Annotated in this window: 20 protein-coding genes; 6 read left to right on the top strand and 14 right to left on the bottom strand. The window is 72.3% G+C overall.

Annotated elements, in window-relative coordinates; genetic code table 11:
* Window positions 1-69 precede the first annotated feature (69 nt).
* Complete coding sequence (gene ligA, locus OG598_RS20600; RefSeq protein ID WP_328650650.1) at window positions 70-2,205, bottom strand: NAD-dependent DNA ligase LigA; 2,136 nt, start codon at window positions 2,203-2,205, stop codon at window positions 70-72.
* Between the two features lie 181 nt (window positions 2,206-2,386).
* Complete coding sequence (locus OG598_RS20605; RefSeq protein WP_328650651.1) at window positions 2,387-2,599, bottom strand: hypothetical protein; 213 nt, start codon at window positions 2,597-2,599, stop codon at window positions 2,387-2,389.
* A gap of 65 nt (window positions 2,600-2,664) precedes the next feature.
* Between OG598_RS20605 and OG598_RS20610 the strand changes: the two genes are divergently transcribed.
* Window positions 2,665-3,201 (top strand): type II toxin-antitoxin system PemK/MazF family toxin, encoded by a 537-nt coding sequence (locus tag OG598_RS20610; RefSeq protein ID WP_328650652.1) that lies wholly within the window; start codon window positions 2,665-2,667, stop codon window positions 3,199-3,201.
* Between the two features lie 230 nt (window positions 3,202-3,431).
* Here the strand turns inward: OG598_RS20610 and OG598_RS20615 are convergent, their stop codons facing one another.
* The 7 genes from OG598_RS20615 to OG598_RS20645 form a co-directional block, all read right to left on the bottom strand.
* On the bottom strand, window positions 3,432-4,442 hold the full coding sequence (locus OG598_RS20615) for an ADP-ribosylglycohydrolase family protein (protein WP_328650653.1): 1,011 nt from the start codon (window positions 4,440-4,442) through the stop codon (window positions 3,432-3,434).
* Between the two features lie 30 nt (window positions 4,443-4,472).
* A complete protein-coding gene (locus OG598_RS20620) occupies window positions 4,473-4,838 on the bottom strand; it encodes a VOC family protein (protein ID WP_181539234.1) in 366 nt (121 codons plus the stop codon).
* A gap of 36 nt (window positions 4,839-4,874) precedes the next feature.
* Entirely contained in the window at window positions 4,875-5,879 is a 1,005-nt protein-coding gene (locus tag OG598_RS20625) for a methionine synthase (protein WP_328650654.1), read from the bottom strand.
* Between the two features lie 37 nt (window positions 5,880-5,916).
* Complete coding sequence (mnmA, locus tag OG598_RS20630; protein ID WP_328650655.1) at window positions 5,917-6,990, bottom strand: tRNA 2-thiouridine(34) synthase MnmA; 1,074 nt, start codon at window positions 6,988-6,990, stop codon at window positions 5,917-5,919.
* A gap of 197 nt (window positions 6,991-7,187) precedes the next feature.
* Window positions 7,188-8,363 carry a cysteine desulfurase family protein gene (locus OG598_RS20635; RefSeq protein WP_328650656.1) on the bottom strand — a complete coding sequence of 392 codons (1,176 nt, stop codon included), beginning with the start codon at window positions 8,361-8,363 and terminating at the stop codon, window positions 7,188-7,190.
* 105 nt (window positions 8,364-8,468) lie between these two features.
* Window positions 8,469-9,122, bottom strand: coding sequence for a class F sortase (locus tag OG598_RS20640; RefSeq protein ID WP_328650657.1), 654 nt, complete (start codon window positions 9,120-9,122; stop codon window positions 8,469-8,471).
* A complete protein-coding gene (locus tag OG598_RS20645) occupies window positions 9,119-9,949 on the bottom strand; it encodes a DUF4397 domain-containing protein (RefSeq protein WP_328650658.1) in 831 nt (276 codons plus the stop codon). The genes OG598_RS20640 and OG598_RS20645 overlap by 4 nt, the downstream gene beginning before the upstream one ends.
* Before the next feature lie 230 nt (window positions 9,950-10,179).
* Between OG598_RS20645 and OG598_RS20650 the strand changes: the two genes are divergently transcribed.
* Complete coding sequence (locus OG598_RS20650) at window positions 10,180-10,782, top strand: RNA polymerase sigma factor (RefSeq protein WP_328650659.1); 603 nt, start codon at window positions 10,180-10,182, stop codon at window positions 10,780-10,782.
* Complete coding sequence (locus OG598_RS20655) at window positions 10,736-11,572, top strand: anti-sigma factor (protein WP_328650660.1); 837 nt, start codon at window positions 10,736-10,738, stop codon at window positions 11,570-11,572. The genes OG598_RS20650 and OG598_RS20655 overlap by 47 nt, the downstream gene beginning before the upstream one ends.
* 93 nt (window positions 11,573-11,665) lie before the next feature.
* Here OG598_RS20655 and OG598_RS20660 read toward each other — a convergent pair whose 3' ends face one another.
* The 4 genes from OG598_RS20660 to OG598_RS20675 all read right to left on the bottom strand — a co-directional run bounded on the left by OG598_RS20660 (window position 11,666) and on the right by OG598_RS20675 (window position 14,815).
* Complete coding sequence (locus OG598_RS20660; RefSeq protein ID WP_091393283.1) at window positions 11,666-12,625, bottom strand: electron transfer flavoprotein subunit alpha/FixB family protein; 960 nt, start codon at window positions 12,623-12,625, stop codon at window positions 11,666-11,668.
* Between the two features lie 15 nt (window positions 12,626-12,640).
* The gene (locus OG598_RS20665) at window positions 12,641-13,420 is read right to left on the bottom strand and encodes an electron transfer flavoprotein subunit beta/FixA family protein (protein ID WP_328650661.1); all 780 of its coding nucleotides are present in this window, start codon (window positions 13,418-13,420) and stop codon (window positions 12,641-12,643) included.
* Window positions 13,421-13,607: 187 nt separating this feature from the next.
* A complete protein-coding gene (locus OG598_RS20670; protein ID WP_328650662.1) occupies window positions 13,608-14,021 on the bottom strand; it encodes a hypothetical protein in 414 nt (137 codons plus the stop codon).
* Complete coding sequence (locus tag OG598_RS20675) at window positions 14,018-14,815, bottom strand: GNAT family N-acetyltransferase (protein WP_328650663.1); 798 nt, start codon at window positions 14,813-14,815, stop codon at window positions 14,018-14,020. Before OG598_RS20675 ends, OG598_RS20670 begins: the two co-directional genes overlap by 4 nt.
* Before the next feature lie 42 nt (window positions 14,816-14,857).
* On the opposite strand from OG598_RS20675, the gene OG598_RS20680 reads away from it, so the two are divergent.
* Genes OG598_RS20680 through OG598_RS20690 form a run of 3 tightly spaced genes read left to right on the top strand, consistent with a single transcriptional unit; the run spans window position 14,858 to window position 15,996 of the window.
* On the top strand, window positions 14,858-15,250 hold the full coding sequence (locus OG598_RS20680) for a YidH family protein (protein ID WP_328650664.1): 393 nt from the start codon (window positions 14,858-14,860) through the stop codon (window positions 15,248-15,250).
* Entirely contained in the window at window positions 15,247-15,552 is a 306-nt protein-coding gene (locus tag OG598_RS20685; protein WP_328650665.1) for a DUF202 domain-containing protein, read from the top strand. Before OG598_RS20680 ends, OG598_RS20685 begins: the two co-directional genes overlap by 4 nt.
* Before the next feature lie 27 nt (window positions 15,553-15,579).
* Complete coding sequence (locus OG598_RS20690; protein ID WP_328650666.1) at window positions 15,580-15,996, top strand: PLD nuclease N-terminal domain-containing protein; 417 nt, start codon at window positions 15,580-15,582, stop codon at window positions 15,994-15,996.
* 51 nt (window positions 15,997-16,047) lie between these two features.
* Here OG598_RS20690 and OG598_RS20695 read toward each other — a convergent pair whose 3' ends face one another.
* Window positions 16,048-17,670 carry an acetolactate synthase gene (locus OG598_RS20695; protein WP_328650667.1) on the bottom strand — a complete coding sequence of 541 codons (1,623 nt, stop codon included), beginning with the start codon at window positions 17,668-17,670 and terminating at the stop codon, window positions 16,048-16,050.
* Window positions 17,671-17,747: the final 77 nt, after the last annotated feature.

The following is a 17,747-nucleotide window of genomic DNA, read 5'->3' on the forward strand; positions in this document are numbered from 1 at the left end:
CACGAATCGGTCGTAGTCGTAATTAAGTTGGTATACGCGGCCAGTCGCCGTGCCCGCCCGCCGGCGGGGTCAGCCGCCCGGCTGAGCGACCTCCCGGGCCGCGTCCGGGCCGGCTTCCAGCAGGAGCCGGAACCCGTCCTCGTCGAGCACCGGCACCTTGAGACTGGCGGCCTTGTCGGCCTTCGACCCGGGGTTGTCCCCCACCACCACGAAGCTCGTCTTCTTGGAGACCGACCCGCTGACCTTGCCGCCCCGGCTCTGCACGGCCTCGGCAGCCTGGTCACGCGAATAGCCGGCGAGGGTGCCGGTCACCACCATTGTCAACCCCTCCAGCGGGCGCGGCCCCTCGTCGACCGCCTCCTCGGCCATCCGTACGCCGGCCTCGGCCCACTTGCGGACCACCTCACGGTGCCAGTCCACAGCGAACCACTCGCGGATGCTGGCAGCGATGGTCGGCCCGACCCCGTCGACGGAGGACAGCTCCTCCTCGGTGGCCGCGTCGATGGCGTCCATCGAGCGGAAGTGCCGGGCGAGCGCCTGGGCCGCGGTCGGGCCGACGTGCCGGATGGAGAGCGCCACCAGCACCCGCCACAGGTCCCGTTCCCGGGCAACCGCGAGATTGTCCAGCAACTTGGTGGCGTTGCTGCCCAGGCTGCCGTCCTTGTTGACGAAGAACGGCGACCGGGACAGTTGCTCGGCGTCGAGCTGGAAGAGGTCGCCCTCGTCGCTGATGATCTCCGCGTCGAGCAGGGCGGCAGCGCCCTTGTAGCCGAGCACCTCGATGTCGAAGCCACCCCGGCCGGCGAGGTGGAACACCCGCTCCCGCAACTGGGCCGGGCAACTGCGGGTGTTGGGGCAACGGATGTCCACGTCGCCCTCCTTCGACGGCGCGAGCGGGGTGCCGCAGGCCGGGCAACTGGTCGGCATGACGAACGGGCGGGCATCGGCGGGCCGCAGATCGACGACCGGGCCGAGCACCTCGGGGATCACGTCGCCGGCCTTGCGCAGCACCACCGTGTCGCCGATCAGCACCCCCTTGCGCTCCACCTCACGGGCGTTGTGCAGGGTCGCGAGCGCAACTGTGGAACCGGCCACGCGCACCGGCTCGAGCACGGCGAACGGGGTGACCCGGCCGGTGCGCCCCACGTTGACGTCGATGTCGAGCAGCTTGGTGGTGACCTCCTCCGGCGGGTACTTGAAGGCGATCGCCCAGCGGGGGGCACGACTGGTCGACCCGAGCCGGCCCTGGATGGAGACCGGGTCGACCTTGACCACCACGCCGTCGATCTCGTGCTCGACGTCGTGCCGGTGCTCGGCGTAGTAGGCGATGAACTCCGCCACGCCGGCCAGGTCCGGGACGACCCGCCACCGGTCGCTGGTCGGCAACCCCCACGACTTCAGTGCCGCGTACGACTCGGACTGCGCCGTGGGCTGGAACCCACGTCGGGCGCCGATGCCGTGCACCACCAGGCGCAGCGGCCGGGTGGCGGTGACCCGTGGATCCTTCTGTCGCAGGCTGCCGGCGGCAGCGTTGCGGGGGTTGGCGAAGGGTGCCTTGCCCTGCTCCACCAGACCCGCGTTGAGATCGGCGAACGCGGCGATCGGGAAGTAGATCTCGCCCCGGACCTCCACCAACTCGGGAACGTTAGGGAATTCGGCGGACGGGACGAGCTGGCCGGGCACGTCCCGAATGCTGCGCACGTTCGCCGTGACGTCCTCACCGGTACGCCCGTCGCCTCGGGTCGCGGCCCGGACCAGCCGGCCGTTCTCGTAGGTCAGGTTGATCGCCAGCCCGTCGACCTTCAGCTCGCACAGGTAGGGCACCGGGCCGCCCGCGTCCCGTTCGACCCGCTCGGCCCAGGCCGCCAACTCCTCGTCGGCGAAGGCGTTGTCGAGCGAGAGCATCCGTTCGGCATGGGTGACCGGTGTGAAGTCGGTGGAGAACGTGCCACCCACCCGCTGGGTCGGCGAGTCCGGCGTCCGCAGCGCCGGAAACTCCTCCTCCAGTGCCTCCAGCTCGCGCAACTGCCTGTCGAAATCGGCGTCGGGGATGGTCGGCGCGTCCAGCACGTAGTAGCGGTACTGGTGCTCGGTCAACTCCTGGCTGAGCGCGGCATGCCGTTCCCGGGCCTGCGGCGTCGGCTCAGCCCCGGCCGCCGCCTCCTGCGCCGGGCTGACCTGCTGACCGATCTGCTCCTCGGACACACCGCCACCTTCGGACACGCCTGCGACCTCCCTGATCACGCTACTCCGGCACCGTATCGGGCCGGTGGGACAATCCGCCGCCCGCCCGCGCCCGATGCGACCCCGCCCTCAGCCGGATCCGGTGATCACGTGATGCACAGGAGCCGTCGACGGGCCGATCCAGCTACCCACCATCACGTGATCAAGGTGACGGCCGAGTGCCACCGGGCATGGCGGCGTCGAGGTGCGCGTGCGGCGCGGCGGTGGGGCGGTGGTGCAGCGCGGCCGTGGGGCGGCGGCGGTGTGGGGCGGCGGCGTGGTTGGCGAGCGGCACGGACCGCGGCGGCGGTGTGGGGCGGCGGCGTGGTTGGCGAGCGGCACGGACCGCGGCGGCGGTGTGGTTGGCGAGCGGCACCGGCGGCGGCGTGCAAGGATCGCCGGACGGTGCGACCGGCGGGTCGCCGCGACACGGAGGTACGGATGCCCGAGGCACTGCTCTGGGCGGTGGCGATCCTGCTGGCCGTGGCCGCCGGCTGGGCGTGGAACAGTTGGCGGCACCGGGTGGCCAACCGGCGGGCGGGCACCCGACCGGGTCGGGGCGGCACCGGTGGCCGTCGTTCCACCCCGCCGCGGCCCCGTGGCGCCGAACGGCCGTCCACCAAACCCCGATCGCGCGACACCGAACGGCACGGCGACGCCCCCGCGCCCGGCGAGATCTGGTGGGCCGACGTGCCGTACGCCGACGGCAGCGGGTCGAAGGTGCGCCCGTGCCTGGTGCTGCGCGCCGACTCCCGGGGCGCCGACGTCCTGAAGATCACCAGCCAGGACAAGAGCGACCGGGACGACCACGTTCGGATTCCCACTCGGGACTGGGACCCGGGCGCGGAGCACGACAGTTACCTCAGCCTCACCGAGCCGATCCGACTCAGCTCGGCCGCCTTCGCCGACCACGCCGGCCGCTGCGACGCCGACCTGTGGCGAAAGGTCCGCAGCCTGCGCCACCTCCCCACCTCCTGACCACCCCTCGCGGCCGCACCTCGTGGCCGCCCGCCCCTTCACATCCTCACGGCCTGGCTCTGCTCATGGTCGACTCGGGTTCCTGAAAGTCGCGGTGTCCTGAACTCCCGGATACCCCGGTTTGCAGAAACCCGAGTTGATCATGACTGCTCGGTCGCGCCGGTCGGGGCCGGCTGAGCCGAGGCGGACCCGACCGGGCCGAGGCAGGCCGGGCCGACCCGGCCGCCCGGTCAGTCCCAGGCCGCGCCGAGGGTGGCCAACTGGTCCGCGTACTCGATGCGGTCGGCCCAGTCGCGGGGCCAGGCGGTCATGCCGACGGCCGCGCCCACGAACGCGCCGGCCAGGGCGGCGATCGAGTCGGAGTCGCCGGCGGTGGTCGCGCCCCGGGCCAGCGCCGCGACCGGGTCGTCGGCGTGCCGTACGGCGCAGAGCAGCGCGGTGGCCAGCGCCTCCTCGGCCACCCAGCCCTCCCCGGTGGCCTGACACGGGTCACCACCGTCGTCTGGCTGCGCCAGGGTGTTGGTCAGTCGGCCCAGCACCGCCAGGCACTCGTCCCAGCCCTGGGCGATGAACTCCTGCGGAGAACTGGAACCGGCGCGCTGCCAGAGGTCGCCCAGCCACTGCTCGGAGTAGACCAGACGCTGGGACAATGCCCGCTCGGTGAGCACTGCGGGGAGGTCGGGCAGCGGTACGCCCGCGCGCAGCACGAAGACCGCGTACGCGGTGAGTTCGCTGGCGGCCAGCCCGGTCGGGTGGCCGTGGGTCAGCCCGGCCTGCAACTGGGCCAACCCGGCGAGCGTGTCGAGGTCCACGTCGAGCAACCCGACCGGGGTGACCCGCATGTTCGCCCCGCAGCCCTTCGAGCCGACCACCGTCGCCTCCTGCCAGGGCACCCCACGGCTCAGCTCCGCGCAGGCGCGCAGGCAGGTCATGCCCGGGGCACGGTTGTTGTCCGGGCTGACCGCCCAGGCCAGGAAGCGTTGACGCAGCAGTGGCTCCACCGCCTCCGGCGTGAACGACGGCGCCTCGTGCAGCGCCCAACCCACCGCCAGCGCCATCTGGGTGTCGTCGGTGACCAGTGCCGGCTCGCCGGACAGCTCACGCGGGCCGGTCGGGCCGTACCGGCGCTCGATCTCGGCGACGGTCAGGAACTCGGTCGGCTTGCCCAGCGCGTCACCGTAGGCGAGGCCGAAGAGCGAACCGGAGGCGCGAAGCGCAGAGGTGTGGATCACGGCGGCCATGATGCCCGGCCGCCGCAACCCACGGCAGGGTCAGTCCCAGCAGAGGCAGAACGGGTGGCCGGCCGGATCGGCGTAGACCCGGAAGCCCTCGCCCTCACCTGGCAGCCGCCGAGCACCCAGCGCGAGCGCCGCCTTCTCGGCGGCCTCGATGTCGTCCACCGTCACGTCGAGGTGGAACTGTTGTGGGCGCTCAGGATCCGGCCAGGCCGGTGGGCGCAGGTTGAGCGCCTGTTGGAAAGCGAGGCGCGGCTGGTGACCGGGTGGGCCGCCCAGCACCACCCAGTCGTCGTCGGAGTCGCCCTCGGCGAGCGGCACGCCGAGCAGCTCGGCGTAGAACGCCGCCAACGCCCGCGGATCCGGGCAGTCGATCACCACTGAACGCAGCTGTCCAATCATGACCGTCATCCTGCCCACCAGGTACGACAGGAAACCTCAGTCCTCGGCGAGGCGTCGGCCGGCGTCCCGGCAGGCGGCGAGGACCGCTCGCGCGTACTCGGGGGTGGCGCCGGCGAGGCCGCAGGCCGGGGTGACCACCACCTGCTCGGCGAGTTGGCGACGGGGGAAGCCGAGGCGGTCCCAGACCTGGCGTACCCGATCGGCGATCTGCGCGGAGGTCGGCGCGCCACCGGCCGACGGCGGCCGGGTCGGTGCGGCCCCGGCCAGCAACCCGAGGCCGGCGTCGATCGCCTCGCCCAGCGGGTCGAGCTTGGTGACCAGGTCCAGGTCGAGGGCGACAGCGACGGCGCCGGTGGAACGGATCAGCTCCAGCGGCACGTCCGGGGCGCAGCAGTGCACCAGCGTCGGCACGCCGACCGCCTCGACGACGGTGCGCAGCAGGGCGGCGGCGTCCACCGAGTCGACCGCCCGGTACGCGCCCAGACCGCTCTCGGTAGGCACCCGCCCGGCCAGCACTGTCGGCAGTGACGGCTCGTCCAGTTGCAGCAGCACCGATGCCTGGGGCAGCCGGCGGGCGACCGCCGCGACGTGCGCGCGCAGCCCTTCGGCGAGGGAGCCGGTCAGGTCGCGGACCGCGCCGGGGTCGCGCAGCATTCGGCCACCGATCGGTAACTCCAGGGAGGCGGCCAGCGTGAGCGGGCCGGCGGCCTGCACCTTGATCGGCCCGGCGTACCCCTCGGCCTGCTCGGCGAGCTGGTCCAGGTCGCGTTCCATCAGGTCACGGGCCCGGCGCAGGTCGCGGCCCGGACGTGGGGCGACCCGCCACCGCCCCGCGTACACCTCGACGGGCAGCTCGACGAGCAGCCCGGCGGACCGGCCGATCATGTCCGCTCCGGGGCCACGGGCCGGCAACTCGGGCAGGTGGGGCAGCTCGGGAAGCTCACCGAGGACCACCCGCTGAGCCTCGCCGATGTCGGTGCCGGGCAGCGACCCAATTCCGGTTGCCGCGCCGGCCGGCCAGGGCCACGCCTGATCTGTCACGGGCGAAGGCTATCCCGCGAACTCCCAGGCCGTGCGGTCAGCCGGTGATGGTCGCGGAGCCGAGGACCACGTCGCCGGCCGGGTCCGGTCGGTACGCCACCACGGCCTGACCGGCGGCGACGCCGCGTACCGGTCGGCGCAGCTCGGCGTGCAGCCGGTCACCGTCGAGGGCGACGGTCGCCGGCACCACGTCGCCGTGCGCGCGCAACTGCACCTCGCACTCGACCGGGGCGTCCGGACGGGGGCCGCCGGTCCAGACCGGACGTACGGCGTGCACGTCGGACACGTCCAGGGCCTCCGCCGGGCCCACGGTCACCGTGTTGGTCGTCGGCGTGATCGAGAGCACGTAGCGTGGCCGGCCGTCCGGGGCGGGCCGGTCCAGGTGCAGCCCGCGACGCTGCCCCACCGTGTACGCGTACGCGCCGCTGTGGCTGCCGACGACCGCGCCGGTGGAGGCGTCCACCACCTCGCCGGGCGCCTCACCGAGCCGGCCGGCGAGGAAGCCGCGGGTGTCCCCGTCGGCGATGAAGCAGATGTCGTGCGAGTCCGGCTTGTCGGCCACGGCCAGGCCACGCTCGGCGGCCTCGGCGCGGACCTGCGCCTTTGTCGAGTCGCCGAGCGGGAAGATCGACCGGTCGAGCTGCTCACGGGTGAGCACGGCGAGCACGTACGACTGGTCCTTGGCCAGGTCGACACTGCGCCGCAGCAGTCCGTCCGCGCCGAGGCGGGCGTGGTGCCCGGTCACCACCGCGTCGAAGCCCAGGGCCACCGCCCGGTCCAGCACCGCCGCGAACTTGATCTTCTCGTTGCAGCGCAGGCAGGGGTTCGGCGTACGGCCGGCGGCGTACTCGGCGACGAAGTCGTCGACCACGTCCTCGTGGAAGCGGTCGGCCATGTCCCACACGTAGAACGGGATGCCGATCACGTCGGCCGCCCGCCGGGCGTCCCGGGAATCCTCCAGCGTGCAGCAGCCACGCGCGCCGGTCCGATAGGTCTGTGGGTTGCGGGCCAGCGCCAGGTGTACGCCGGTCACATCGTGCCCGGCCGCCACCGCCCGCGCAGCCGCCACGGCCGAGTCAACCCCACCCGACATCGCCGCCAGAACCCTCACCAGCGAACTCCCTTCCCCACCGCCAGCCTACCCACCCACCCCGCGCCGGCTGCGCTGGCGGCGCAGTGACCTCTTCCACCTCAGCCCCCGTCGATCAAGGAGTTGTGGTGGGTGACAAAAGCCAACAGTCACCATTTTCCCGGCACCACAACTCGATGATCGACCGTGGAGAGGGGCGGGGCGGGGTTGGACCCGGGCTAGCGGGGGGTGCGGAGGGCGGCGGCTCGGCGGGCTCGGTCGACCGCTGCCGGGAGTGCCGCGATGAGGGCGTCGATGTCGGCCTGGGTGCTGGTGTGGCCCAGTGTGAAGCGCAGCGAGGAGCGGGCGCGGTCGTCGTCGGCGCCCATGGCGAGCAGCACGTGCGAGGGCTGCGCCACGCCGGCCGAGCAGGCGGAGCCGGTCGAGCAGGCGATCCCCTGCGCGTCGAGCAGGAGCAGCAGCGCGTCGCCCTCGCAGCCGGGGAAGGAGAAGTGCGCGTTGCCGGGCAGCCGGTCGGTCGGGTCACCGTTGTAGATCACCTCGGGCACCGCCTGCCGGACCCGCTCGATCAGGTCGTCGCGGAGTGCGGCCACCCGGGCCGCGTACTCCTGCTGACCCTTCACCGCCGACTCCACGGCGACCGCGAAGGCGACGATGCCGGCGGTGTCCAGGGTGCCGGAGCGGATGTCGCGTTCCTGGCCGCCGCCGTGCAGCAGCGGCGTGGCCGGCACGTCCCGGGCGAGCAGCAGCGCGCCCACCCCGGTCGGGCCGCCCAACTTGTGCCCGGTGACGGTCAGCGCGGCGACCCCGCTGGCGCCGAAGTCGACGGGCACCTGACCGACCGCCTGGATGGCGTCGGTGTGGAAGGGCACCCCGTGTTCGGCGGCGACGGCGGCCAGCTCGGCCACCGGCTGGACGGTGCCCACCTCGTTGTTCGCCCACATCGCGGTGACCACTGCCACCTGGTCGGCGTGCGCGGCCAACTCGGCGCGCAGGGTCTGCGGGTCGAGCCGACCGACGGCGTCCACCGGCAGCCAGCCGACCTCGGCGCCCTCATGCTGGGCCAGCCAGTCGACAGCGTCCAGCACCGCGTGGTGCTCGACGGCGCTGGAGACCACCCGGCGGCGGTCGGGCCGGGCTGCTCGGCGGGCCCAGAAGATGCCCTTGACCGCGAGGTTGTCGCTCTCCGTGCCACCACCGGTGAAGATCACCTCAGAGGGCCGGGCGCCCAACACCGCGGCCACCTGCTCGCGTGACTCTTCGACCCTGCGGCGGGCACGGCGGCCCGCCGCGTGCAGGGAGGACGCGTTGCCGACCTCGCGGGCGGTAGCGACGTACGCCTCCAGTGCCTCATCGAGCATTGGAGTGGTCGCCGCGTGATCCAGGTAAGCCATCGCCGTTCAGCGTACGGCCGACACCTTGGGGACCGGATGCCGGAGGGGACGCAGCGCTTCGGGCCGGGGTGGAACTCCACCCCGGCTCGATGCGCGCGGACCCGGTCAGGCGGGCACCGCGGTGACGACGATGTTGTCGCGGTACTTGCGCGCCTTGGCGTCGAACGGCCCACCACAGGTGATCAGGGTCAGCCGCGGCTTGCCGTCGCGGGCGAAGTACCGGTCCAGCGGGATCTTGGTCTTGGCGTACTCCTCCCGGGCGACGACCCGGTAGCGCCGCGCCTCGCCGTCGCTGCCGGTAGCTGTCAACGTGTCGCCCTGGTCCAGCTCCCGCAGCCGGAAGAAGGCCCCCTTGCCCTGCTTGGCGCTGTCCACGTGACCGGCGATGACCACCGAGCCGACCTCCGTCTCCAGGCCGGGGCCGTAGCGGTACCAGCCGATCTGGTCGACGCTCGGCGGCACCTCGAACTCGTTTGTCCGCTCGTTGATGCCGACCGCGTTGACGGTGGCGGTGACGCCGATCTCCGGGATCAGCAGCCGTACCGGCGGGATGATCTTCAGACCGGCGGGCAGTTCACCCGCTGTCACCGGCACCGACGGGGCACCGGCGGCGGTCGGTGCGGGGCTGGCCAGCGTGCTCGCCTCCTCGGCCCCCACCGTCCCGGCCGGCTGGTTGGCGCATGCCACCAGAGCGGCGGCGGTGAGCGCGGCAACGCCGGCGGCCAGGGCCGCCAGCGCGCCGCGATTGCGCACCGTCACTTGCGGCCGGTCCGCGCGGTCGCCATCCGCACCCCACCACCAAGCAGCAGGAGTACGCCGGCACCGGTGAGCACGTACCACCAGGTGTCCACGCCCGTGCCGGCCTGGCCGCCGTCACCGCTGGGCACGCCGCCCGGGGCGGAGTGCAGGCCGGTGATGGTCTGGGCCACCACGTCGAGGGTCTTGCCCTCGGCGGAGCCGATCGCGTAGACGATCGTGGCGGTGCCCTCCTTGAGGTTGAGGTCCGCCGGGCCGATGGCCACGGTGTCGGTGCCGGCCAGCACGACGTCGGCCTCCACCTCGCCCGCGTCGACGTCGCCCTTGGCCTCGTTCGGGTTGGTGAGGTCCTCGAAGACCGGGGTGCCACCGGCGCGCACGTCGACCGCCGGGGCAGCGGCGGTGTGCCGGACGATCAGCCGCGCCTTGCCGGCGTCGACCTTCGAGACGTCGTTCACGAACGGGGTGATCTTCGGCTGGCCGGCGGCGTCGAGGTGGGCCGCGATGCTGATGTTCGCACCGCCCGGCACCGCGGCGTTGTCCACCTTGAGGATCGCGCTGCCGATCGGCTCGCCCGGCTTGGTGAGCGCGATGTCGTAGTCGCCCTCCTCCAGGTTCAGCGGGCCGGCGATGTCACCGGGCTTGAAGTTGTCCAGCGTCTTCTTGCCGTTGACGTAGACGTCGACAGGGGTGTCCGGGATGCCGTGCACGACGGAGACCTTCGACGTGGCGGCGTACGCGGGGCCGGCGGTGAACGCGCCGACGCCGGCGAAGGCCAGCGCGGCGACCGCGCCGCCCGCGGCGACCCGACGGAAGTACGAGAGCTGCATGTCTGCCTCCTGATATTTGGTGCTGATTCGTCAGGCCTGGCTTGCAGAACGGGTTACGCCGGCTGCCGGACGGCCGGATGCGCCCGGGAAGCACTTTTCTTTTCCGGCCCCGACCGCATCCGGAACGGGGTCGGGAGACGAAGAGCTGGTGAGATGACATCGACCGGGGAAGTGGGGCGAGGGCTGTGGCAGCTACAGTCGGGCATGCCCCATCGAAGGCGAGCCGCCCGATGACGGCGCTGCGACAGGAACCGGACCCTCCGGTGGACGACCTCGACCGCAGGTTCCGCGACGGCGACGACGTGGCGCTCCGCGAGGCGTACGACCGCTACGGTCGTGCCGTGCTCCACCTGGCCACGTCCATGCTGGCGAACCGCAGCGACGCCGAGGACGTCACCCAGGCGACGTTCGTCGCCGCCTGGCTGGGTCGCGACACGTTCGACCCGGCCAAGGGGTCGCTGATCGGTTGGTTGCTCGGCATCGGCCGGCGGAAGGTGATCGACCGGATGCGCGCCTCGGCCCGGGAGACCCGGGTGGTGGAGACGGTCCGACAGCTTCCCGAGCCGGCGCAGACCCAACCGGACCCGGACCGCGTGGTGGACCGGCTGGTGATCGCCGACGAGCTGGCTCGTCTCCCGGACGACCAGCGACGGATGCTGGAGCTGGCCTTCTACGACGACCTGACACACCAGCAGATAGCCACTGTGACCGGCGTGCCGTTGGGCACCGTGAAGAGTCACATCCGACGCGGCATGGCGAGCTTGAAACGCAGATGGGAGGTGGACGGTGCAGCACCTGGACCACGACCGGCTGGTATTCCTGGCACTCGGTGAGAGCGAGGCGGACGACGGGGAGAGCACCCACCTCGGCACCTGCGCGCTCTGCCGGGCGGAGGTCGCGAGCCTTCAACAGGTGGCGGGGCTCGGCACCGAGACGCAGGGCCTGGCCGACCTGCCCGACCCGCCGGAGCACATCTGGCAGGGCATCGAAGCCCAGGTCAGGGCCGCGGAGGCCGGGCCGTTGCTGACCGAGACCCGTCGACACCGGGTGCCCGAGCAGGCCGACACGACGGCGGCCGAGCAGGCAGACACCACGACGGCGGCCGAGCAGACCTTCGGCGCGGCGGCCGAGTCGACGGTGACCCGACTGGACCCGGCGCGGCGATCCCGTCGGGGTCGCCGCTGGTCCGGCTGGGTGGCCACAGCGGTGACCGCGGCCGCCGCGGCGGCGGTCGGCGTCGTGGGCACCGTCTCGGTGCTCCGACCGGACGATCCGACGCCCACCCCGCCGCCGGTGGTGGTGGCGAGCGCGCCGCTGGCGGCGTACGGGGCGACCCCGCCGACCGCCAAGGGTGACGCCCGGGTTTTCCAGGACGGCCAACTACATCTGCATGTGGCGAATCTCCCGAGCGTCGCGGGGTACTACGAGGTCTGGCTCATCAATCCGACGACGATGGAGATGTTCTCGGTCGGCACCCTGGGTGGCGGCTCGGACGCGCTGCTACCCCTGCCCCCGAATGTCGACCTCAAGACCTACTCGGTGGTCGACGTCTCCGCCGAGCAGTACGACAACAACACCCGCCACTCCGGTGACAGCCTGCTGAGGGGCTCCCTGACGGGCTGATCGGCGGGCCGGCTCAGCTCCCCGGCTCGCCGATCAGCTCCCATACGGCAGTGGCCGCCCGTTCGCACGGGCGGCCACTGACGTATCTGTTGCCTACTTGCGCTTGCGGATCTCCTCGGCGGCCTGCGGGACGATCTTGAACAGGTCGCCCACCACCCCGAAGTCGGCCAGCTCGAAGATCGGCGCCTCGCCGTCCTTGTTGACAGCGACGATGGTCTTCGAGGTCTGCATGCCGGCCCGGTGCTGGATGGCACCGGAGATGCCGAGGGCGACGTAGAGCTGCGGGGAGACCGTCTTACCGGTCTGGCCCACCTGGAACTGGTGCGGGTAGAAGCCGGAGTCGACTGCCGCGCGGGACGCGCCGACGGCGCCGCCGAGCAGGTCGGCCAGCTCCTCCACCAGCTTGAAGTTGTCGGCGTTGCCGACACCCCGACCGCCGGAGACGACCACACCGGCCTCGGTCAGCTCGGGGCGGGAGCCCTTCTGCTCGGCGACCCGCTCGACGACAGTGGCCAGCTTGTCGGTGTCGGTGACCGACACGCTGAGCTGCTCGATCGCCGGGGTGGCCGCCGCCGGGGCGGGGGTGACCGAGTTGGGCCGGACGGTGACCAACGGCAGGCCCTTGGTGACCTTGGACTTGACGATGGTGGAGCCGGCGAAGGCGACCTGGGTCGCGGTGCCGTCGGCGTCCAGGCCGACCACGTCGGTCAGGATGCCGTTGTCGAGCTTGACGGCGAGCCGGGCGGCGATCTCCTTGCCCTCCTGGGCCGACGCCAGCAGCACGGCGGCCGGCTGCACCCGCTTGACCAACTCGGCCAGCACTGTCGCCTTGGGGGCCACCAGGTAGCCGTCGATCTCGTCACCCTCGGCGGCGTAGATCTTCTCCGCGCCGTACTCGCCCAGCTTGCCGCTCAGCGCCTCGGCGGCGCCGGCGCCGCCGAGCACCACAGCGCTCGGGGTGCCCAGCTCACGCGCGAGGGTGAGCATTTCCAGGGTGACCTTCTTGACGCCGAATTCCTTCGTGGCTTCGACGACGACGAGAACCTCGGACATGTCAGAACCCCCCTCTCACACGAACTTCTCGGTGGCGAGGAACTCGACCAGCTTGACGCCGCCCTCGCCCTCATCAGTGATCTTGGCGCCGCCGGAGCGCGGGGGGCGCTTGGTGTGCTCGACGACGGCGCTGGTGGCACCGTCGAAGCCCACCTCGTCGGCAGCGACCCCGAGGTCGGCCAGCGAGAGCGTCTGCACCGGCTTCTTCTTGGCGGCCATGATGCCCTTGAAGGAGGGGTAGCGCGGCTCGTTGATGGTGTCCCAGACGGAGACGACGGCCGGGGTGGCGGCGGTGACCACCTCGTAGCCCTCCTCGGTCTGCCGCTCGACGGTCAGCGTCGCGCCGTCGACGGTGAGCTTGCGGGCGCCGGTGAGCGCCGCGACGCCCAGCCGCTCGGCGATCATGTGCGGCATGACCTGGACCCGGCCGTCGGTGGACTCGGCACCGCAGATGACCAGGTCGGCATTGAGCTGACCGAGCGCGGCGGCGAGCACCTTCGAGGTGGCGACGGCGCACGAGCCGCGCAGGGCGTCGTCCAGCACGTGCACTGCCTTGTCCGGGCCCATGGAGAGCGCCTTGCGGATCGACTCGGTCGCCCGGTCCGGACCCATGGTCAGGATGGTGACCTCGCCGCCGTGCGCCTCCTTGATCTTCAGCGCCTCCTCGATGGCGTACTCGTCCATCTCGTTGATCACGTTGTTCGCCGAACCGCGGTCGACGGTGTTGTCGTCATTGCGCAGGTTGCGGTCCGCGCCCGAATCAGGCACCTGCTTGACGAGTACGACGATGTTCATCGCGCTTCGACGACCCTCCTGTGTGGTGTTGCGATTCGCTCGCCCGGTCTGGGGCGCAGCGTCGCGCGTCGGTCGACGCCAGGTCAACCGAGGGCGGTTGTGCAGTTGCCCACGGCGCAATGTTACCTGCCAGTAGGTTGCGCTCCCGCAGCACTCAGAGTGACACAGCTCACCGACGCGCGGCCGGTCAGGCCGGCTCGGCCAACGCGACCCGGATCTGGTCGATGGCCGCCGCCTCGGCGGGCGCCACCCCGTCGTGCGCGCGGGCCACCTGGTCCGCTGCGGCCAACACCAGTTCGCGGTACGCGTCCACGTCCCGTGGGGACTTCTCGCGCAGGATCCGCACCGCCCGCCCCAGCGCCGGCAGCACCACCGACTCGATCTCCAGCTGCGAGTCCCGGGGAAGTCGCGGCAGCGGGCCGGTGGTCAGCGCCTCCTTGACAGTGCCACTGGCGTCGGCCAGCGCGCCGGACGCGGCGATGCTCTCCCGGATCACTCCCAGGACACCGGGGTCGGCGTTGGAGACCAGGAAGACGGCGCCGAAGGCACCGGTCTTGAGGGTCAGCCGCTCCTCGTCCGTCAACCGCTGCTCCATGATCACGGAGTGTAGACGTACGGGGTGGTGGTGGTGACCGCGACGAGGCCGAGCCGCTGGAGGATCGGCCGGCTGTCCTCGGAGCAGTCGACCTGCATGAGCGTCCGGCCCCGCTGCTCGGCCAGCCGCGCCCGGTAGTTGACCAACGCCCGGTAGATGCCCCTGCGCCGCCACTGCGGCAGGGTCGAGCCGCCCCACATGGTGGCGAAGCCGGTGTTCGCCGGGAACCGCACCCAGCCGGCACTCACCACAGTCCCGTCCGCCTCGGCCACCACGACGGTGATCGAGTTCGGGTCGGCGTCGATCTCCTTCGCCAGGCCCCACACCAGGTGCGAGCGGTCCTCCTGCCAGACCTCCTCCTCCATGGCGGCGATCCGCTCCAGGTCCTCCCGGGACGTCACCTCACGCAGGCGTACCCCCTCGGGGACGACCGGCAGCGCGGCGGCCAGCGGCGCGACCGGGCCGACCACGACGGTCTCCCGGTCCTCCGGCACGAAGCCGGCCGCGCGCAGGCGGTCCGCCAGGTCCGCCGGTTCGTCGTGCTCGTTGAGCTTCCACTCCGCCGACTCGCCCCGCTCACTGCACAACCGCACCTGCCGGGCGATCAGCTCGTCCAGCGCGTCGCCGGTCAACCCGCCCAGGTCGCGGTACGTGATGAACCCACCGGAATCGAGCCCGGAGATCCGGACCAGCGGCCCGTCCCGCTCCACCGTCACCCCGGCCGGAACCGGGTCGGGGATCTCCGGGCGGAGTTGGTTGTCGTAGGCGGTCCGCAGCGTCTGTACGTCGAGATCAGTCACCGGCCCAGGCTAAGCGGGATGGGAAGCGGATAATCTCCCACTGTGTGGGAGGCGATCAGGCGGTGGTTCGACCCGGCGGAGCTGGGCTCGGTCGGTGAAACGCCGGACTACCGCTTCTCCCTGGCCAACGAACGCACCTTCCTCGCCTGGCTGCGCACCGGGTTGGCGCTGGTCGGGGGCGGGTTGGCCGCCGCGCAGTTCCTGCCACCCCTGCCGATGGGCCACCTGCGCGAGGTGATCGCTGTGGCGCTGCTGCTGCTCGGCGCGGCGGTCGCGATCCGCGCGGTGGACCACTGGGCGCGTACCGAGCGGGCCATCCGGCTCGGTCAGGAGCTACCCGCGTCCCGGTTCCCCGCCGTCCTGGCGCTCGCCGTCGGCGTCGGCGCGTTGCTGCTGGTGGTCGCCGTCCTGATGCGGGCGGTCGGCGGGCGGTGAGCACCGGACGCGACCCGGGGCTGCAACCGGAGCGGACCCGGCTGGCCTGGCGGCGCACCCTGCTCACTGTGACAGTGGTGAGCGTGCTCGCCGTCCGGCTGGCGTCGACCGGCGACCCGATCGGTGCGCTGATCGCCGGCGGCGTCGTTCTGGTGTGGGGGGCCCTGCTGATGTTCTGCTGGCCACGGGGCACCGGCACCGGGCCGGCCCGCACCGGCGGCCGGACACTGCCCCTGGTCACGGCGGGCACCGTGGTGTTGGCGTTACTGGGAGTGCTGCTGGTGCTGCGCGGACTGTGGTGACGCGCGCCGGTGCGTCATCATGGGTGCATGGCCCGGCTTGGCGTACTCCTCTTCCTGGTGCAGATTGTCCTCGCCGTCTGCGCGCTGATCAGCTGCCTCTCCGCCGAGGAGGGCAAGATCCGTGCCCTCCCCCGGATCGCCTGGGTGCTGATCATCTTGTTCTTCCCGCTGGTCGGCTCGATCGCCTGGTTCATCGTCGGCCGGGAGCCCAGCGCCGGCGCCCACAAGGGCTGGCCGGGCGGCACCGGCGGCGGCGAGCGGCAGCGCCCTCGGCCGGTGGCCCCCGACGACGACCCGGAGTTCCTGCGCTCCGTCGAGGAACGCGCCCAGCAGCAGGACCAGGAGCTTTTCCAGCGCTGGGAGGAAGACCTACGGCGACGCGAGGACGACCTGCGCCGCCGCGACGGTGAGCCGCCGCGCGAGGGTGATCGACCGGAGGTGTGAGCGCGCCGCCACCGCCGGCGCAGGAATGACGACGGCGGCGGCGGGTGCGACTCAGGCCAGGTTCGACGACCGGGGGTACGCGTCGGTCGGGTCGGTGAGCACGTTCACCAGGTACGGAACTCCGGAGTCAAACGCCCGCTGGAGCGCCGGGCCCAGATCGGCCGCCTTGGCGACCGTCTCCCCCGCCCCACCGAGCGCGCTGACCACCGTGTCGTACCGCAGCTCCGGCTGGAGATCGGCGGCCACGTCGTAGCCGTACATGGCTCGCATCGGGTGCTTCTCCAGCCCCCAGATGCCGTTGTTGCCGACGACGATCACCACCGGCAGCTTCTGGCGGACCAGCGACTCGACATCCATCAGCGAGAAGCCGGCAGCGCCGTCGCCCATCAGCACGCAGATCTGCCGGTCCGGGTGACTGACCCGGGCGCCCATCGCGTACCCCATGCCGGTGCCCAGGCAGCCGTACGGGCCCGGGTCCAGCCACGTGCCGGGCTGGGCCGGCTCCAGGTACCGCCCGGCGTACGACACGAAGTCGCCGCCGTCGCCGATGGTGATCGCGTCCGGGGCGAGCGCCCGACGCAGCTCGCCGTAGATCCGGGCCGGGCGGATCGGGTCGGTCTCGGCGGCCATCTCGGCGGCGTCCCGAGCCTTCGCCGCGTCCTCGGCGACACGCAGGTCGGCGATCCAGTCGGAGTGGTCGGCCCGGTCACCGGAGTGATCGGCCAGCGCGGACAGGATCAGGCGCAGGTCACCGGCGGGGGCGGCGGCCGGCTGCACGTGCGTCGCCCGCTGGCTGGGGGCGTCGACGATGTGCACCACCTTGGCGTCACCGAAGTCACCGAAGCTGAGCCGGAAGTCCAGCGGGGTGCCCACCACCACGACCACGTCGGCGCCGGAGAGCGCGGCCCGGCGGGCCTTGGCGAACGCCAGCGGGTGCTCCGGCGGGAGCGAGCCGCGACCCATGCCGTTGGTGAAGACCGGCACCTGCAACGCCTCTGCCGCCTCGCGCAGCGCGGCGACAGCGTCGCCCGCGTAGACGTCGGAGCCGGCGATGATGACCGGCCGCTGCGCCCCGGCGATGAGCATCGCCGCGCGGCCGACCTCCTCCGGGTCCGGGGCGATCGGGTCGACACCGGTCACGGTCGGCAGCTCGGCCTCGGCGACCGAGAAGACCGTCTCCAGCGGAAAGTCGAGGAAGGCCGGGCCGCGGTGCGGGGTGAGCGCGGCGTTGAGCGCCGCACCCACCGCACGCGGGATGTCGTCGGTGCTGAACACCGTCTCGGCGTGCTTGGTGACCGGTGCGACCAGCGGCAGGTGGTCCATCTCCTGGAGGCTGCCCGAGCCCCAGCGGAACGCGGGCGCGCGCCCGCCGAGCACCAGCACCGGCGAGGCGTTGAAGAACGCGCTGGTCATGCCGGAGATGCCGTTGGTGACACCGGGCCCGGCGGTGAGCACGGCGAGGCCGGGGCGGCGCTGGAGCTTGGCCACCGCCTCGGCGGCGAAGACCGCGGACTGCTCGTGCCGGACGTCGTAGATCGGGAAGTCGGTCTTGTACGCGGCGTCGTAGAGCGGGAAGACGTGCCCGCCGGACAGCGTGAACATCTCCCGTACGCCGTGCGCGCGTAGTGCCGCGAGCGCCAACTCGCCGCCGTGACCCTCGATCCGCTCCGTCATGTCGCTCCCATCGTCCGTGGCCGGGATCACAGGTTACCGGCCAGTCACTTGGCAGTGCGACCGTGGCCCCGGCCAGT

It is taken from the genome of Micromonospora sp. NBC_00330 (assembly GCF_036136635.1).
Taxonomy (GTDB): Bacteria; Actinomycetota; Actinomycetes; order Mycobacteriales; family Micromonosporaceae; genus Micromonospora; species Micromonospora salmantinae.

What these genes read in the sequence shown, in the direction of transcription:
- OG598_RS20695 (WP_328650667.1), bottom strand. Translation starts at nt 17,670, where the DNA reads ATGACGGAGCGGATCGAGGGTCACGGCGGCGAGTTGGCGCTCGCGGCA.
- OG598_RS20610 (WP_328650652.1), top strand. Translation starts at nt 2,665, where the DNA reads ATGCCCGAGGCACTGCTCTGGGCGGTGGCGATCCTGCTGGCCGTGGCC.
- OG598_RS20650 (WP_328650659.1), top strand. Translation starts at nt 10,180, where the DNA reads ATGACGGCGCTGCGACAGGAACCGGACCCTCCGGTGGACGACCTCGAC.
- OG598_RS20645 (WP_328650658.1), bottom strand. Translation starts at nt 9,949, where the DNA reads ATGCAGCTCTCGTACTTCCGTCGGGTCGCCGCGGGCGGCGCGGTCGCC.
- OG598_RS20635 (WP_328650656.1), bottom strand. Translation starts at nt 8,363, where the DNA reads ATGGCTTACCTGGATCACGCGGCGACCACTCCAATGCTCGATGAGGCA.
- OG598_RS20690 (WP_328650666.1), top strand. Translation starts at nt 15,580, where the DNA reads ATGGCCCGGCTTGGCGTACTCCTCTTCCTGGTGCAGATTGTCCTCGCC.
- OG598_RS20660 (WP_091393283.1), bottom strand. Translation starts at nt 12,625, where the DNA reads ATGTCCGAGGTTCTCGTCGTCGTCGAAGCCACGAAGGAATTCGGCGTC.
- OG598_RS20615 (WP_328650653.1), bottom strand. Translation starts at nt 4,442, where the DNA reads ATGGCCGCCGTGATCCACACCTCTGCGCTTCGCGCCTCCGGTTCGCTC.
- OG598_RS20665 (WP_328650661.1), bottom strand. Translation starts at nt 13,420, where the DNA reads ATGAACATCGTCGTACTCGTCAAGCAGGTGCCTGATTCGGGCGCGGAC.
- OG598_RS20620 (WP_181539234.1), bottom strand. Translation starts at nt 4,838, where the DNA reads ATGATTGGACAGCTGCGTTCAGTGGTGATCGACTGCCCGGATCCGCGG.